This is a genomic window from Rhodopirellula sp. MGV, assembly GCF_002251265.1.
Taxonomy (GTDB): Bacteria; Planctomycetota; Planctomycetia; order Pirellulales; family Pirellulaceae; genus Stieleria; species Stieleria baltica_A.
In genome coordinates this window covers 16,689-33,846 of the sequence record NZ_NPDI01000046.1, presented here as the reverse complement: position 1 = coordinate 33,846, position 17,158 = coordinate 16,689, and the positions used below count along the sequence as shown (strand labels likewise).

Annotated in this window: 10 protein-coding genes; 7 read left to right on the top strand and 3 right to left on the bottom strand. The window is 55.7% G+C overall.

What is annotated here, in order from left to right:
* Window positions 1–112: 112 nt before the first annotated feature.
* The 3 genes from CGZ80_RS16540 to CGZ80_RS16530 are packed head-to-tail and all read right to left on the bottom strand — an operon-like array spanning window position 113 to window position 2,969.
* Complete coding sequence (locus CGZ80_RS16540; RefSeq protein ID WP_143543978.1) at window positions 113–625, bottom strand: hypothetical protein; 513 nt, start codon at window positions 623–625, stop codon at window positions 113–115.
* Window positions 577–1,512, bottom strand: a complete 936-nt coding sequence (locus tag CGZ80_RS16535; RefSeq protein WP_094416431.1) for a hypothetical protein — start codon at window positions 1,510–1,512, stop codon at window positions 577–579. Before CGZ80_RS16535 ends, CGZ80_RS16540 begins: the two co-directional genes overlap by 49 nt.
* Window positions 1,509–2,969 carry a hypothetical protein gene (locus tag CGZ80_RS16530; RefSeq protein ID WP_094416429.1) on the bottom strand — a complete coding sequence of 487 codons (1,461 nt, stop codon included), beginning with the start codon at window positions 2,967–2,969 and terminating at the stop codon, window positions 1,509–1,511. Before CGZ80_RS16530 ends, CGZ80_RS16535 begins: the two co-directional genes overlap by 4 nt.
* Before the next feature lie 199 nt (window positions 2,970–3,168).
* Here CGZ80_RS16530 and CGZ80_RS16525 point away from each other — a divergent pair, with 199 nt between their 5' ends.
* The 7 genes from CGZ80_RS16525 to CGZ80_RS16495 all read left to right on the top strand — a co-directional run bounded on the left by CGZ80_RS16525 (window position 3,169) and on the right by CGZ80_RS16495 (window position 17,143).
* A complete protein-coding gene (locus tag CGZ80_RS16525) occupies window positions 3,169–6,261 on the top strand; it encodes a hypothetical protein (protein ID WP_143543977.1) in 3,093 nt (1,030 codons plus the stop codon).
* A gap of 50 nt (window positions 6,262–6,311) precedes the next feature.
* Entirely contained in the window at window positions 6,312–7,346 is a 1,035-nt protein-coding gene (locus tag CGZ80_RS16520) for a tetratricopeptide repeat protein (protein WP_094416425.1), read from the top strand.
* A 98-nt stretch (window positions 7,347–7,444) separates the two neighbouring features.
* A complete protein-coding gene (locus tag CGZ80_RS16515; protein ID WP_143543976.1) occupies window positions 7,445–8,155 on the top strand; it encodes a hypothetical protein in 711 nt (236 codons plus the stop codon).
* Window positions 8,156–8,468: 313 nt separating this feature from the next.
* Window positions 8,469–9,578, top strand: a complete 1,110-nt coding sequence (locus CGZ80_RS28045; RefSeq protein ID WP_158222736.1) for a hypothetical protein — start codon at window positions 8,469–8,471, stop codon at window positions 9,576–9,578.
* A gap of 132 nt (window positions 9,579–9,710) precedes the next feature.
* On the top strand, window positions 9,711–10,268 hold the full coding sequence (gene pyrE / locus CGZ80_RS16505; RefSeq protein ID WP_094416421.1) for an orotate phosphoribosyltransferase: 558 nt from the start codon (window positions 9,711–9,713) through the stop codon (window positions 10,266–10,268).
* A 57-nt stretch (window positions 10,269–10,325) separates the two neighbouring features.
* Window positions 10,326–10,988, top strand: a complete 663-nt coding sequence (locus CGZ80_RS16500) for a hypothetical protein (RefSeq protein WP_094416419.1) — start codon at window positions 10,326–10,328, stop codon at window positions 10,986–10,988.
* Between the two features lie 149 nt (window positions 10,989–11,137).
* Window positions 11,138–17,143, top strand: a complete 6,006-nt coding sequence (locus CGZ80_RS16495) for a hypothetical protein (RefSeq protein WP_094416417.1) — start codon at window positions 11,138–11,140, stop codon at window positions 17,141–17,143.
* The last annotated feature ends 15 nt before the right edge of the window (window positions 17,144–17,158 follow it).

Sequence of the window (17,158 nt, the reverse complement as noted above, 5' to 3'; positions counted from 1 at the left end):
CGGCGGCCGTCCCGCCGATCTAGCGCACCATCCTCTCCACCTGGCGACGGCGGTCAAGTGGCCTTGCACGATGCAAAGTTTTGCGTCCGTCGAGACCAAATTGACAGCTGTGTCATGGATCCCGATCAACTGATGGTGGGCTTTCCGGATCAACGTCAGGCATCCCCGAAAAGTTGCCGGACAGATCGCTCGGTAAATCGATCAAAACCGGTTTCCGGTTCCGCTTGCGGATCGCGGCGTCTTGGCGTGAGTTTTTTGATTGCCAAATCACGGTCGCGACGACGGCCATAAGGATTACAAAGGCCAAAGTATAGCCGAACCAGGCAATCCCGGATGGCTCATCAAGGCTCGGATCCAAGCGAGAATTCCAGGTTGCGGCGACGATCAACGGGCCCACCTGCTTGCCGCCACCCTCTTTGGTCATGAACGCGTTTCGATAGCTCCACAAACGATAGAAAAAACCTTTGACCGAAACCGGATAGCTGACCAACGCAACCAGGGCGTTTTGCCGCGCAAATTCTTTTTCCAAAAATGCCGGTAACTTCACCGCAACGAACGTAATCGGATAGGTCCCGCTCATCTGAATCGGCGGACCAATCTCGCCTTCGGCACGTTGCAACTGCAAGATTTTTTGCCGAGATCACCGCTGGCGTCGATTTGGAAATAATGATCCTGCCCCAGCTGTTGTGCGATCTCGGCGGAATCGATTGCGATCTGCGAAATCCGTACCGTAGAGGCATCCATTTCGATCCATTCTCCGTAGAACTCTGCCGGTTTCGTCAGGAGTGCGACCGGGTCGACGTCGGTAGCGTTCTGACCTGCAAAGGTCGAATCCGCTTGGACTTTCGCAGACGCATTCAACAGTCCGTAGAACGCGTCATGGTCATCGGCTTCGAGCACTCGTCGATTTCGCGATGCAGCTCCGGCGATCAAGCTCAGATCGAAATCAACACCGGCCAACAGCTTCCAACCCTCACGTGTGGGCTGCTTCGGATACCAAGCCAGTCGCCCCGCCGCATAAGCGATCGACTCGTCAGCGCGGGCAACCAAAATTGCTGTCGCCGAAATCCGATCCCCCTTCGCAATTTGCCCGGCCAATGGCGGTGCGAAAACGGATACTTTGAAGCCAGCTTCTGTCGATAGTACGACTTCCTGGAAGGCTGGCATCTCCAAGTATTCACGCAGATCCTCCGGCAACGGATACTGCTTGATCGCATCGATCGATCCATCAACTTGGACGACGTCGCCAGGGACGGGTGTGCCTGCGACGCTGCTGTCCGTCGATCGCGTCACGCGTTTCTGTAACTGTTCTTCGTTCGTCCCACGTAACCGGTACAGCAATTTTGCCATCTCGGCAGCAGACCCAGCATCGTCAACGGGATAGCAAGCTTGGACACGCTGACGATCAAAACCGCCGAGCAGTTCTAACGCTGAACTTGCACTGACCAGCGGTGATTGAAGTGCAACACCACAGCAGCATAAAAACACGATGATCGCCTGCCGCAAGTTCATGGCGCATCCTCCGAATTGACATCGAGTGTGACGTTTAATCTGGCAGCATCAAAACCGGTCAACTGATGTGAAGCTTGTCGCATTTGACGTGTCCGCTGGGCTTCCTTCGCCGCACGATTCATTAAGACAAAAGCTAAAACCACTCCCGTCGTGATCGCAATCAAAATTCCGCCCCAATCGAACCTCGTCAGCCCTGCGATTGGTTTCTCTGCTTTAGTCTGGGCAGACAATTCCGGTGTCTCCGTCGCGACGAGAACGTCATTCGTGTTTGGCCACTCGATCCGCCCGATCAATACCGGTGCGATATCCGCACCGACAGAAGACCGATAGGGCAAACGTTTCATAAACCTGCCTACAGCGACCACACGGTCTTGCTGTGACATACTTGCTTGGCGACTGGGCGTCCCGTCCGGCTGAAGCATCAACCGGATCGACTGTGGAATAGTGGGTGTGATCAAAATCATCGGTCTGACGCCACCATCATCAGGCAACACCCATAGCTTCCAGTACTCGTCGATCCCACAACGGTTTGCCTTCGCAGTGATTCGCTCCGCCAGTTTCACATGACCGTTTAGACGCAACTCATGACCACGGTAAACGTCTGGCTGCTGCAGCAGCTGCACCGTCCCAATGCCGATCGCATGCGAGGTACCGAGTTGATCGACGCGGGCCAATTGCAAATAGAACGCGTCGCTGTCGTCGCCGCTCCAAAATGTCCCATCTTTGACTCGTGACAAAGCGGCTTGGTCAAGAGCCTCAAGTGTCGGACGCCACCATCGCGACCATTTGACGAGGTTTGCTCGGGTGACAGTTTCTGATTCGATATCACTCGCAAGCTGCTCGAGCTGCTCAAGCACGCCGATCGTTTGCGGGGGGGCGTCTGTCCCCGACACTCCACGCAAAATTTCTGCCGACTGCTCGACCTGATCCGTCGTAACGCCGCGCCAAAGGAAGCTTTGTTTTTCGTCGTCAGCGGGCCAGTCAGCGGGCCAGTCAGCGGGCCAGTCAGCGGGCCAGTCAGCGGGCCAGTCAGAGGGCCGGTCAGCGGAGGGAAGTCGGAGCGTGCTCTCGATCGAAAGCAACGACGCCACCCAATCACGTTGCAATTCAAGATCCATTCGCTCCACCCACTGGGGAGCGAGCGTCCAAGTCGGATTGCTGTCCGTGTTCGATCCAGCTGGCAGTGTCGCCTTTAGAGGTACACGCATCACATGTCCCGCTTGGCTCGCGGCGGCGTTTTCATTCACGGTCGATTGCGGATCTGCAAAGAAAACTTCGTACATGCCTGGCTGGCGTGCTTGTCTCATCACCACCACAACCAATGCGAACGCAACCGCCATCCGGACCAGCCTTCGTGACGTTCCGCCGGGGGGCGGCGTCCGTCGACGCGTTTGCCCCGCTTCCCGTGATCGGGTGCCATAAAGGCTGGAATCGTTAAATTGTGAGGGAATCCGCATGAGGCAAGCTAGTCATGAGCGATTGGATGCTTGAATGACGGTCGCTCGAATTTACGATAAAATTGGAAAGCTCGACCGAGTGAAACGCCAATGGCGCGGCACAGTTTCATAAGCTCAGTGCCACCTTATCCTTTATTGTCGACCGCAGATCCCCGCCGGCAACCTTTTCATCCCACCCTGACAGATTTAACCGGTCAACATGTCAAATCTAACAACCAGTCGATCAGACGCGACGTTGGGCTGCCCCTCGAATGTCTCGGCGAAGCGTCGGATAACATGGCAGCGTTTGTTGGCACTACCGGTTGCAATGGCGATACCGTTTATCGCGGCAAACGTTGATGCCGCCGAGGGTGAACCCGCCGAACGCTTCGTCAAACAGCTTCGCAACATCGGCTATTACGACACCGCAATTCAGTACTTAGACCGCGCCCAGAACATCGCCGGGATTGACCCTTCTTTCGTCAAGGCGATCCCGCTTGAAAAAGCACAGACGTTTATCGATCAAGCGATCCACACGAACAGTTCTGACGGTCGCGACAACGCCTTTGCCGAAGCGGAAAAATCGCTGCAAGGATTCATCAGTTCCGACAGTTCTCACCCCCGCGTCAGCGAAGCGCGTTTGCAACTTGGCAAGTTGCAAATGATTCGTGCGGCACAATTGCTCGCCGCCTCGCGTGGTAACAGTGCCAGTGACAAGCTGAAGCTTTCCGAAGCCCGCCAATCTTATCTCGAGGCGGCCAAAACATTTGACGCAATCGTGAGTGACCTGCGTGGCAAGCTTGAAGCGATGAAAGGCCAAAAGATCGATGCCGAAACGGACCCCGAAGGCATCGCCCGCCGTGACCAGTACCGTTTCGAATTCCTTCAATCACAACTCAACGCGGCCGACGCGATCAAGCTCGCCGCGAAAACGTACGAGTCCCCCGCGAAGGATGACAAGGCCGGACTGGAAGACGCCAAGAATCGACTCGCGGAACTGAACAAGAAATACTTTCGCTTTCCCTCCGGTGCAATCGCACTCGAACACTTGGGCGAAATCGAAGAACTGCTCGGTAACCGTGAAGCAGCGCTCGACAACTATTTGAAGATGCTTGAAGAGCCTGAAGTCGATGTGCTTCGTGAAGCCAAGTTTTTGGCCGCCGCGGGTATCATCCGCATGAAGCTGCAAGAAGATCCACCCAAATACCAAGAAGCGATCGATCGAACGGAACCATTCGTTCGCCAGATTCGGCCCAATGAAGCCAGTACCGCTTCGGTCCAGACGTTCCGTGTCGACCTCGCCAAAGCCTATCTCGCCAAGGCCGCCGATAGCTCGCTGAAAAAAGGCGAGATCGGACGGGCCCGTTCCGCCGGACGTGAGCTGCTTCAAGAAGCAAAAAAGGTCTCCGGTGATCACTTGGATGAAGTCACCAAATTGCTTGAAGGCCTTGGGATCGAGGCAGAATCAGTCGAGCTGCCATCGATCGAACCACCGAAAAGTTTCGACGAAGCATTCGAAACCGCGACCACGGTATTGCAGCACGTCAGCGACATCGAATCCACGCTCAAGTTGCTCGAATCGCAACCGGATTCCGAAGAGCTCAATCAGCAAAAACAGGACATCCAAAAACAGATCCAGGAAACCTATCAAATCGGTATCCAGGCTCTGCGGATCGGACTCGGAATGGTCAATTCCGAATCCAGCATTGAAACGGTCAACCAAGCACGTCAAATCTTGGCGTATTTCCTGTATCAATCTCAGCGTCATCGTGAAACGGTCGTCGTTGGCAGTTTCCTCGCTCACGCCGCTCCGGGCACCGAGGTCGGCCTCAAAGGCGGACTGATGGCGTTGACGTCGATGCAACTGCTGCTTGGCGAAGTCCCCGAATCGGAAAACGACGGACTGATCAAACAGCTCGAATCGCTCGGAAAGTTTCTTGCGGCTACTTGGCCTGACGATCCCAATGCGGCCGCCGCACAAGGCATCCAGATTCGTCTGCTGCTCTCCAAAGATGACTTCGATGGGGCACAACGGCTGATTGACGAAATGCCAGCGGGAAATGAACGTGCACGTTTCAAACGACTGCTCGGCCAATTGCTTTGGAATCAATCGATCATCGCCAAAACGGAGCAAAACGATGAAGAAAAGGCGCAGCGTTTAATCGCCCTGGCAAAGAAAAACCTCGATGAAGGCCTCCGTGAAATCGAGGGAGAACTGGTCGAATCAGAAGCATTCCAGGCCGCCTTGGTGTTGGCAAAGATCCGGCTGATCGATCAAGAGTACGCTCCAGCGTTGGCCGCTTTGACTGATGATAAATTTGGACCGCTTCAACACACCTCCGACCAAGACTCGCCTTCTGAACGATTCCTCGGCGACTTGTACAGCACCGAACTGCGTGCTCTGGTCGGTGTCATGCTCGCGAGCGACGATCCAGGCCAATACCTCGATCAAATGACCAAGGCGATGGAAAACCTGCGGGTCGCCTTTCAAGGGGCCGCAGCCCAAGCCAACCTGACGCAAACGTACATGCGGATGGCGCAGGACCTGCAAGAACAACTCGACACCGCGTCCCCCGAGAAAAAACAAAAGCTGACGACCGCATTCCTCGAAGTACTAAAACGCGTTCGAGAAGCGACTGATGACCAAGCGACCTTGCGATGGGTTGGACAGACATTGATGTCGCTGGGTGAATCCACGATGACCCCCAACGAGACCCAAGCGACTGGGCAAGCAAAGGAACTGATTTCACAAGCGGTCACGACCTTCAAGGCACTCGATGATCAATCCAATGTGACGACGGCGTACCTGACCGCAAAAGCACAGCGTCTGTCCGGTCAGTACAAGGAATCGATCGACACGATCGACGCCTTGCTCAAAAGCCAACCGATGATGTTGGAAGCACAAATCGAAGGCGCACAGGCCTACGAATCGTGGGCAGCGTCATTGAAACCGAACGTCGCGTACAAGGCCTACCGCGCCGCCCTCGAGGGTGCTCGCAAAGGCGACGATGGCAAAAACACCATCTGGGGCTGGGCTGAAATCAGCAAAAAGACCAGCAGCCAACTGCGTCGCAATGAGAACTTCAAAGAGAAGTTTTTCGAGTCACGCTATCACGTCGCACTCTGCCTCTTCCTGATGGGCAAAGCAGGCGACCAAGAAAAAGATATTCGACAGTCGATCAAGATTCTGCGTGAAGCCGCGACCCTGTTTCCAGACCTCGGCGGCACAAAGAATCTCCAGAGATACGACGCGTTGATGAAACAAGCTCAGCGGAGTGTCGGCGAGAAACCGACCGGTCTCGCCACTCCATAACGCTTCCCACCAAAACACTTCTCGGACGACCTCCCGTTAGACTTATCGCGATGAACATTCGACTCTCCAGCTTCTGCGGTATCGCTTTCGCTTCAATGCTGCTCGCCTGCCACACGGCGAGCGCCCAAATCGATCGTGTTTATACGTACGATTCAACCAGTGCCTCCGCGGGTAAAGTCATCACCGTCAACAAGAACGGTATCACTTTGAAAGCCGGCGGCAATGACAAGACTTTTTTGGAAAGTGACATTCGCAAGGTGCTTTTCCAAGGTGATCCGCCAGAGCTGACAAGAGGCCGCGAACTCGCCCTTGATGGTCAGTACGAACAAGCGATCGAAGAACTCAAACCGCTAAACCCCGATCAAATCCCTCGGGACATGATCCAAGCCGACCTCGCTTACTATCGCTTGTTGTCACGAGCCAAAATGGCCCTTGCCGGACAATACGACCGCAAAGCGGCGAAAGCCGAAGCCACCGCGTTTGGACGCAATCATGGCGACTCGTACCATTTTTTCGCTGTCGTCAAACTGCTCGGTGATTTGGAATTGGCGACAAACAATTTTGACGGTGCCGTGCAAATGTATGGCTACCTCGGTCGAGCACCGTCAGCCAAAACGCAGATCCAGGCACGCTATTTGGCTGGCATCGCGATGTTGCGAAAAGACGATGTTCCTGGGGCCCAAAAAGTGTTCTCAGAAATCGTTGCCCTCGAAGTGAACTCTTCCGATGCTCTGCGATTGAAAATCCTTGCTAAAGCCGGTCAAGCCATCGCCACATGCAAAGCGGGAAAACCAGACGACGGGATCAAAGCTGTCGAACAACTGATCGCCGAACTGAATCCCACCGATATTGAAATGTGCGCAAAAATTTACAACGCACAGGGGCAATGTTATGAAGCAGGTGGCGACATCGAAGGCGCCATTTTGGCTTACTTACACACCCACCTGATGTTCTCCGGTGCCTCTGACGCACACGCCGAGGCATTGACGCACCTTGTACAACTCTGGCCAAAAGTCGGCCGCACCGAACGCGCCGCCGAAGCTCGCCAAGAACTGCAACAACGCTACCCCGGTTTTGCAAACTGATGTTCGTTCACTCAGTCCAGCGGTGTGTCATCTGGTCGGTGGTCGTTCTTTTTTGCGGCCAACTTGATGCACAATCGACTCCCGTTTCGATTGGCGGAGTGTCGGTGCAACTACAGCCTCCGACATTAAATGGGACTGAAAACGAAACGCAACAAATCGAAAAGCTATCCCCGATGATCGGTGGACTGTCCATGCGACAGTTCACCCGTGACTCTCAGGTCGCCCCGGTCCGAATTGACTTGAAATACATCAAAGACGATTCGGGTAATCGTGTTGGTCATCTGGTCCATGTCTTGTTCGTGGTCCATTGTCCATTAGAACGTTTCGCCGAAGGACAACTCTCGCAACAGCTTTCCGGTGAGGTCGAAACAGACGACAGCGAAACGAGCTCTTTTGCCAAACCTGTTGACGAGGTGACGTTGCGAGAAAACGGTGTTCAATCGATTGAGGACAACCAACGTTTTCGGCACATCCAAACGACCTTGCTCGACAAGATCAAACTTGATGCGGTGTTACGAATCGACACGCACAAGTCGCCTCAGCAAAACCGAATTGATCTGTTACTAGACGATCGCTTTGCGGCCCAATGGACGTCAACTGAAGATCCCAAGCAAACGGGCACCTACACCGGCTTTCAAGCTTGGTTGACCGCTACCAAACTCGCTGGCGCTGATGCAGTCGTCATCGAGAGCCGGTTGGCGATGCACGAACCACCGGAATGGTTTTCGGGTTCAAACTTTATTCGCAGCAAACTCCCTCTTGTGCTGCAACAGACCGCTCGCGATTTGCGCCGCAAGTTAGCCGACTGAACGAACGCGTGGCTGGGCGATTAAGTCCGCCTAACCCGCATCTTCCATCTGTTCAGTACATCTTCTCAGTGCCACCTCCTTGGTGGCTATCGACAAACACCCACACCGAGGTGCATCGATTGTGCGACGGTCGTTTTAGGGTGACATAATCCGTTATCTTATCGTCCAAGATTTGCAGAATTTAACGCGTAAGATTTGACTTGCCTGTTTTTCGGCCTAGTTTGGCGGCTCGGTGTTGATGCTTTAACGGGGGGCAGCACCTAAGCAACGGGCTATTTCGTCTCGAGCGTTCAACCTGGTTCTGCACCAATCGATGGCAAGAGCGGCCACACTTCTTGTAATACTCGCATTCCTTACGGGAGCGAGCGCCGACGGTGGATTGATCATCACATCGCCGCTCGGAATGCAGCCTCAGGAAGCCAAGCAACTCGTCACCTCGGGCGTGATTTCCTATCACGGGTTCAGGATACCGAGTGAGAAAGCGACTTCACTCTACAGCCAACGCGGACAATCAAAGCCAAAGCAAGCGTTGGTCAAACGCAGTCTCGGATTGATCGTTGAGGAAAGGTTCGATCCGTATTTGATCAACGGTTTCACATCACACCGTCCACAAGACTTGCGATTGGTATCGGTCGAGGCGACGAAGAACGCCCTGACCACGACTCCGCTTCCAAAATCGATCAACGTCTACGACGTGTCGCATGCAACCGGCAACACAATACTGAATCGTCCGGAGCATCTCTTCAGTTCGCTCCGTGCCGCACCCGAGCTGCAATACTATGACGAGACGACGTTCCTGCAGGCCAGTCATCATGCGACGGGCAGTGCCGGGATCTCGAATGGCTATTGGTTTGATGATCCGAATCGCTCGGCGCTGACCAGCCAAATCGACCGCTCCGAATTCAGCCCAATCTTTGTTTCGAGGACGCGACTGTTTCAGTCAAGCTGCGCACCGTCGAACCGGCCACCGTGCCCTTTGATTGCGAAACCCGTCACAACATGCAACTGCCAAGCGTGCACCGAATGCGCGATCGCCGAAGAAACGCTGCAAACACCGCAGTCCGGGATGGGATCGGGTGTTGGCGGTGGCGGCTTCGGTTCTGGCACCTTGCCGTCTTCTGGGTTTTCGGGCTTAGTCGGTGCAATTCCCCTGCTGCCGATCACTGCAACGCTAACCCAGACGATCCCAGATGTTGATGGCGGTAGCACATCGATCTCGGGCGGTGACAACGACGGCACACCACCTGGCACTCCCGGTGGGCCCGGTACCCCAGGCGGACCCGGCACTCCCGGAGGCCCCGGTACCCCTGGCGGCCCTGGAACTCCCGGTGGCCCCGGTCAATCCGTCGTTCCCGAGCCATCCGGTGCAATAACAGCGTTTTTGGCAATGATCGTCTTAGGCTACACGCGGCGACGCAGCTAATTTTTCCAGGCACACTCGTGCCAGGTTCGCGAAGGCTGATCACAAACCGCAAAGTGGCACCTTGCCAGTTTTTGCAGATCGATTTACGGTCAGCGGCTGATCAAATCATCCTTTCAGCTCACGCGAAAACCCATGGCCTACGACAAACAAGATCTGATCCGCCTGCTCGAGTCCGAAGCACTGCAACGGGGTGAATTCACACTCGCCAGCGGTAAAAAAGCGTCCTACTACTTGGATTGCCGCCGGATCACGTTGCACCCGCAGGGCGCGAACTTGGTCGCAGCCGGGATGTTGGAAGTGATCCAAGCTGGCGGCGACCTGCCTGCTGCTGTCGGGGGGATGGCGATCGGGGCTGACCCGATCACCGCATCGATCGTGATGCTGGCCGGACAACAGGACCTGCCACTGAAAGGCTTCATGGTTCGCAAAGAGCCCAAGGGGCACGGAATGGGTCGCCAAGTCGAAGGGCCTGTCGAAGCCGGCCAAGAAGTCGTCATCGTCGAAGACGTCATCACCAGCGGCGGGAGCGCACTGAAGGCTGTTGACGCGGCCGAAGCATTTGGGCTAAAGGTCCGTGAGGTAATCGGCATCATCGACCGTCTTGCGGGTGGCGAAGAAGCCTTTGCCAAACGTGGCCTGAAGCTGAAAACGCTGACCACGATTCGCGATTTCGGCATCGAGCCAGAATAATCGGCGAGACGGAAACTCGTTTGCAATCCAACGTTTGCAACGCAACACATCCATTCGATGGAAACCACGCTCCACCAACAACTGAAACTTCATTACGCCAGCGACGAGTCGCAGACGGAAGTTTTGGTGGGGCGGTACCGGATCGACGCCGTTCGCCAAGACGAATTGATCGAAATCCAATGTGCGTCGCTGTCGGCCATCAGCGGCAAAGTCAAATCGCTGCTCAAGCGACACACCGTTCGCGTCGTTAAACCGGTGATCTACCGCACGCGGATCGCCAAAAAGAAAACGAAACGGTCGCAGGTCTCATCGTACCGGATGAGCCCGAAACGCGGCGAATACATCGACGTGTTTGACGACCTGATTTATTTCACACGGGTGTTTCCACACGACAACCTGATCCTGGAATTGCCCTTCGTCAACGTCCAGCAAACACGCGTCCCCGCCCCGCGTCGACGCGGCTGGCGACGCAAAGATTTTCGTGTCGAAGATGTCTCGTTGATCGACATCGAATCCACTCACGAAATCCGCACCGCGGTTGACCTGTTTGAACTTGTCGGACTGGATCCCCAGGCCGACTCGTTCACAACCGAAGACATCGCCGCGCTGACCAACCGCCCTCGCTGGTTCGCCCAAAAAATCGCCTACGTGCTCAAGCACACCGGGGCAATCTCCCCCGTCGGACGCGACCGATCCGGCATTCAATACCGCGCCGCCTAGCAGCCGTTTCCGTACGAGCAGGTTTTTCCCGCCTGCCGCGACCTATTCTTGCGAAGTTTCACGGGGCCACAGGGCTCTGTTTTCGCTGGCAGTTGGCGAGCACCAAATCGCTATGACAGCGACAACCGCGGACATCAAGGTCGAATGCGATGGATATCTTCTTGGGACTAGCTTTCGTTTGGCTGGTCATCACCGGTCTGGGGCACCTTTCCTGGGTCGTGACCGCCTTTATTCTTCGCTCGGCGTTTGGCATCCAAAAAGATCAGCCGCACGGCAGTGCCAAAGCAACCAGCTTGGACGCTGACCTGGCCGCCACACACCGAATCGTCAGTCACTTGGTCGGCCGAGGTCTGATCAGCCCCGATCAAGCCGGTGAGTGGCGGATCACACTTCGACGGCTTTCCAATGGTGAATCGGCCCCCAAGGGAGAAGCCGCCTCAACGGCATCACCGCCAAGCTCAACCGCCGAACCGTTCGCAGCAACGTTGGTCGAACCGGCTGCGGCTCCTGCTCCAACCATCAGGCCCGTTTCATCTGCCGCCGCGACGTCGAATGCCATTCCTGTTGCCGAACGAGTCGCAATGACTCCGGCTTCGGTGACCCCGGCAGCAGTGCCGGCTTCGATGCCCTCGGCTGCAGTGATCGCCCAAACGCTGGCGACTGAACCGGTTGTTGCTCAAGGACCATCGCAAGCCAACGATTCCGTCAAAGCCAAAGCGGGGCGATCGATCGCCGAACTAATGGCGGACCACAATGTTCGCTGGGGTGAGTTGATCGCAGGCATCTTGATCGTGGTTTGCTCCATCGGTTTGGTCGTCAGCTTGTGGAGCACGATCACTGCGATGCACCGCGTCGTTCCGTCGCTGATTTTCATGTGCGGCAACGCGTCGATCTTTTTCGCCGGACTTTACACGCTTTTCCGATGGAAGCTGCAAAGCTCCAGCCGAGCGACGCTGGTCATTGGCACATTGTTGGTACCGCTCGGTATCCTCGCAGGGCTTTCCACTGACGGGATCGAGAACACAACGATTCAGCTAGGTGATCCGATCACCGTCGCAGCGATTCTGGGCTGTGGTTTGATCTACGTGTCATTGATTTGGCAAGCGGCACGAGCGTTGGTTGGACGGTCACTTGCGGTCGCGATGACGCTGGGCGTTGCCGGACCATCGGTGATCTTGCCATTCCTGCCGACCGCCAGTCGCGTGCTAGGTGATTCTGCCGGCTGGGTCACCGGACTGTCTTCGTTGGCGATCGTCGGCGTCCTGATGCTGATTCGATCCACCAGTCCCGCGCGTCCGAGTACGGGTCGTGTTTCGAGGCATGCGATCGTATTGAGTGTCACCGGGTTTTCGCTCACCGTGTTGGCTGGCTATGCCGCGTTTGTTCTTCGCGCCGTTCCGAACGGTTGGCTGACCATTGCGGACGCGATGTTACCTGGCTACGTCATTCTTGCCACTGCTGCTGTTCCGCTGCTGACCCATCGCTGGCGTCCCAAGCTTCTGCTCGCAGCAAACTCATGCTCGGTCCTGTTACTGGGGCTAGCGATGTTGCTGGCGATCCCGTCGATGGAAACGGTCGGATGGTTCTGGGCTTGGGCAGGATGCTTTAGCGCGACCGCCTTCGCCGTAACCTACCTGACCCGCAATGACAGCTGGCTTTCCATCGTGATCGCTCCACTGGGAATCGCGACGGTACTGAGTTCCAGCTTGATCAGCGGCGGCAGCTGGGAAGCGACTCGGCTTTGGGAAAAATTGCTGTGTGGTGAAGCCATGATCGCTGCCGCATTCGTTGGCCTTACCAGCACCACTGCCTTGACGCTCGTTCGACGTCTTTCGATGAAGTCGACATCATCGCAGCCGTTTGTCGTGCTTCGCTACAGCACCTTGGCTTGGTTTGCGTATGCGACCTCGGTTGCGGCAGCACTCGTCGTCCTGCCGGTGGAACGCATGGGATCGATTCCACCCGTCGTGATCACACTCGCTTTGGGCGCGGCAACCGGCTACGGGGTTTGGCTGATCCGCAAGTCCAACCTTGCCGCGATCGCTAGTTGGTCGGTGATCGCAACCACCATCGGATTTTGGATGGCGATCATTCGTCCGATCCAAATCGGTCAGCCTTTTACAGGTACGACGCCCTTTGTTCTGACGGCGATCGCTTCATCGCTGACGCTGCTCGTCTTGGGTGAGTGCTGGGTTCACCGCCGAAGTCGGATGCGCAACTTGCGTCTTTCATCGACGGTCTTGGCCGTTCTCGCATCAGGGATCTCGCTAGGTGCTTTGGCACTTGATCACGACAATTCCATTTGGATTGTTTCACCTGAAAACCAAGCGATCGTCATGCTGCTGACCAGCGCGATAATGTTGGCATTCATCGGTTTTGGTGATCGAATCCCAGGACTGCTGTTCGCATCACGCACCAGCTTTTGTGCCATGGTCGGTGTCGCAGCCTATTACCACGGTTACGACTGGCTATTGACGATCGACGGCGTTTTCAACGGCACCGCGATTTGGTCGTGGGCATCGGTGTGTTGCGTGGCGCACCTGATCACACTCGCTCGCAACCACTGGATTGATCGCTCGGCTCACATTCAGCTCAAGCCGATTCGACGTTTCTCAAATCGATTTGCGTGGTATCGCCCTGGCGACCACGACTGGGATGTCATTTCGGCCACGGCCTGCAGAACGTTGGCGTTTGCGTTCGCCACGATCGGAGCGTTTCATGCTTATACAACACTTTCCGCTCCGCTATTAACAGACGCGATCCCGTGCTACTTCGCGACTTCTTCGGTTGCGAACTACGGAGTGCCAATCTTGGTGTTCGCCAGCCTAGCGATCATCCAGCTCGTTCGTTTCCAGGGCCCGGACCGCGACTCGGGCGATTTCCGAATCGGCAATGCCGCATTGCTTTGCATCTTGATCGGTTGGACTGCGATCCAGTCGTCGTTGCTGATTGCATCTTCACTTGAGACACAACTGCTGCTTGCGACGACACTGGCAGCAGCCTGCTTGATCCTTGCTGACCGGTTGCTCCACAGCGAATTGAACAATCAACTTCGACGACTCGCAATGGCGCTGCCACAGTCCGGAATGATTGCGACGATCGGATTTTTCATGATGGCGACCTCTTCGTTGATCTTGATTTTGTCTGACTGGTTGCCAGCGATCGTGATGAAGCAGTCCCCCACAACCAACATCACACTTTGGATTGCAAGTTGGTGGCTGTCAGCGTCGGCAATTGCCGCTTGGATTGACCACCGACAAAAGCGGCCGTTGTTCGGCATTTGTGCCGCATTGCTGATTCCGGCAACCGTCATCTTGGTCGCGCCGCTGATGGTGACGTTCACCTGGATTGCGACCTTCCAGGCGGCAGCCATCGCGGCAGGACTGTATGCAGTCGCACTGCGGTTGCTTCGAATCGAATCGACGCAGGGGTCTCAAGTGTCGCTCGCCGTTTGCCTCCTTGCCGGAGCGGCAAACGCGATCGGAGTCATCCTTGGATTGTTGCTTTACGACATCGACGCGTCAGCGTTCCACGCCCCACTCGGATTTGTGCTGACGGGTGTCTCAATAGCGATTACGGCGAATTTGAAACGCGTGTTACCTCAATCCCGCGACACGGTGGTCCCATGGGATGTCTATGGTTTGGCACTTTCAGGACATCTCGCAATTTTGATCGCACCTTTGCCTTCGCTTTGGATGTCTGATCGCTTGGCGTTGGAATTGGTTTGGTCGGCGCTCGCAGGACTTTCCACGCTTTATTTGATTTGGAAAAACCATGGCCAGTCGACACGATATTCCCGTTATCAAACCGCACTGATTGTCGTCGCAACGACGCTGCTTTGCCTGTTCAATTCACGGTACTGGATCGATCCACTGCCAGGATTGATTGCCTGCTGCTTTGGTGTGTTGTTGACGGCCAGTTACGCTAAATCTCACCTAGTGCCAGAACCAATCGAACAGGGCTCGAAGCGTTCTGCCATCCTGTGTCGGCTGTTCTCGCTGTCAACGTTACTGCTTGGTCTGCTGCTGACCATGATGGCAGACGACATGCTGAACTGGGACGCCTCAAAGATCATCGCGTCACTGGTTCTCTGGTCCACCGCTTGTTTGGTGCTTTGGCGAGGCAGCAATCCGGATCTGGGCCGGGGACTCAAACATCAAGTCGCACGCCATTGGCTCGCTGATCGTGAAGCCGCCTTGTTAATCATGTTCGCGGCCATCGCGGAGGTCGTATTCACGTTCTACCATCACCTCGCTTCGTCACCATCCAATGTAATGATGGATACTTGGTCGTGGTGCCGCGTGTTCGCGTACATAATCGCAGCGTTGACGGTGGTATTCCGCTGTGACCGACGAGGAACGATCGAGACTGCGATGGTGACATGTCTCTGCACGGTCACGTTGGTTTCGTTGCAAGTTGCGGCAATCTACGCGGCCAGCTTTACCGCGTTGTACACAACAGTCGTCTTGTCGATTTCGCTAGCGTACCTCCTGATGGCGTTTTGGCTGTCGCGTATTTGCGAACTCGGCAATCACGCTCGCAGGTTCCATTGCCAGTGGGTCCATCAACCCGGCGTGCTCGCAAACCTTTCACCGATCGACTTGCTGACTTGGCTTCGTCCGCTCACGCGGGTCGGATTCGTAGTGGGTTCCGTGGTGATCTGTTTGTGTCTGATGATGTTGTTTGGTTACAACAACGATTCTCTGACGCCGGTCGCAATCGGTTCGATCGCGATCCTTGCAATGGCGACTGGTGAACTGGCAACACAAAGCGGTCGCTCGCGTGAACAACAATCGGCTTTGTCACAGCGTCTGCGTTACTGGATGCTAGGACTTGGTTACACCTCGATCGCGATGTGGAGCAGCACCGCGATCGGATCGTATCCGTTTCCTTTGTGGGTGCTGACGACGCGTTGGTTTGTCGCTTGGGTGATCACGGCCGGTCTGCAAATCGTCGTGTTGCCCAAGATCTTTGCCGCGACCACCCTTAATACTTGGAAACCGGTCCTTCGTCGTGGCACAGCGTTGGCGCTCGGATTGGCGATCGCCAGTTTGATTGCGACGTTAGTTCAGGAGTTATTGATTCGCTTGGACGATCAAACGGATCTCCTCTCGAGGCCGTTGTACTTGGGGATGGCGGCAATCTTGGTTGGCTTCACCGCACTGGCAACCTTCGCGGCAATCGCCAGCGGACCGGGATTCCGTTATCGCTCGATCTGGAGTTTGAGCGATCGTCAACGGTCGCTGCTTGTTGTCGCTGCCCAAGCGTTTGGCGGACTGACTTGGTTTCACCTGTTCCTTTGCAAAAGCCCCTTGGCCAGTATCGGGCTGCGTGCTTACTGGCCGTACATCGTGATGACGTTGAGTTTCCTGAGTGTCGGAATCACGGAATGGGCAAGACGCCGCAACGACGAAGTCTTGTCAGCAACACTGAAACGCACCGCTTTGTTTTTGCCGCTGATTCCGGTGCTTGGCTTTTGGCTCAGCGGTTCGTTCACGAGCAGCTTGTTTGGCGACTCCGACATGACCTCGTGGAACTTCGTTCGTGGCCACGTTTCCTACCAAGCTCTATTGATTGTCGCGGCGTTTTACTACGGCGTGATCTCGATGCTTTGGAAAAGCCAACGCTCACGCATTGCGTCGATTTTGTTGGCCAACGGAGCGTTGTGGGTGGTCCTGACCCAAGTCCCTGGTTGGAGCTTCCTGGCCCATCCGCAAGCCTGGCTGATCCCGCCGGCGATCTGTGTGCTGGGACTCTCGCACCTTCATCGCGAAAAACTTGGCAAAGAAACCATGCAAGCGATCCGCTATGCGTGCACGCTGATGATTTACTTGGCCAGTTCCGCTGACATGTTGATCCAGGGGATTGGCAGTACCATTGCGGGGCCGATCGTATTGATCACGTTGGCACTCGCCGGTGCGGGGGCAGGGGTGCTGTTACGGGTCCGCCCGTTCCTGTATCTGGGAACAGCGTTCGTATTCATTGGCGTTACCAGTATGGTCTGGCATGCGGGCCAACAAATGGACGCGGTTTGGCCGTGGTGGGTGTTCGGAATCGGAACCGGTGTGCTGTTGATGATTGGGCTGATGGCGATCGAAAAGAACAAGCCCGAACTAAAGCGAATCGCCCTATCGATGCAGCAATGGGACGCCTAACGCGGTGCGTGAACG

Bases quoted from the DNA above. Each gene is read 5' to 3' on its own strand.
- CGZ80_RS16535 (WP_094416431.1), bottom strand. From the start codon at position 1,512: ATGAACTTGCGGCAGGCGATCATCGTGTTTTTATGCTGCTGTGGTGTT.
- CGZ80_RS16530 (WP_094416429.1), bottom strand. From the start codon at position 2,969: ATGCGGATTCCCTCACAATTTAACGATTCCAGCCTTTATGGCACCCGA.
- CGZ80_RS16525 (WP_143543977.1), top strand. From the start codon at position 3,169: ATGTCAAATCTAACAACCAGTCGATCAGACGCGACGTTGGGCTGCCCC.
- CGZ80_RS16520 (WP_094416425.1), top strand. From the start codon at position 6,312: ATGAACATTCGACTCTCCAGCTTCTGCGGTATCGCTTTCGCTTCAATG.
- CGZ80_RS28045 (WP_158222736.1), top strand. From the start codon at position 8,469: ATGGCAAGAGCGGCCACACTTCTTGTAATACTCGCATTCCTTACGGGA.
- pyrE (WP_094416421.1), top strand. From the start codon at position 9,711: ATGGCCTACGACAAACAAGATCTGATCCGCCTGCTCGAGTCCGAAGCA.
- CGZ80_RS16500 (WP_094416419.1), top strand. From the start codon at position 10,326: ATGGAAACCACGCTCCACCAACAACTGAAACTTCATTACGCCAGCGAC.
- CGZ80_RS16495 (WP_094416417.1), top strand. From the start codon at position 11,138: ATGGATATCTTCTTGGGACTAGCTTTCGTTTGGCTGGTCATCACCGGT.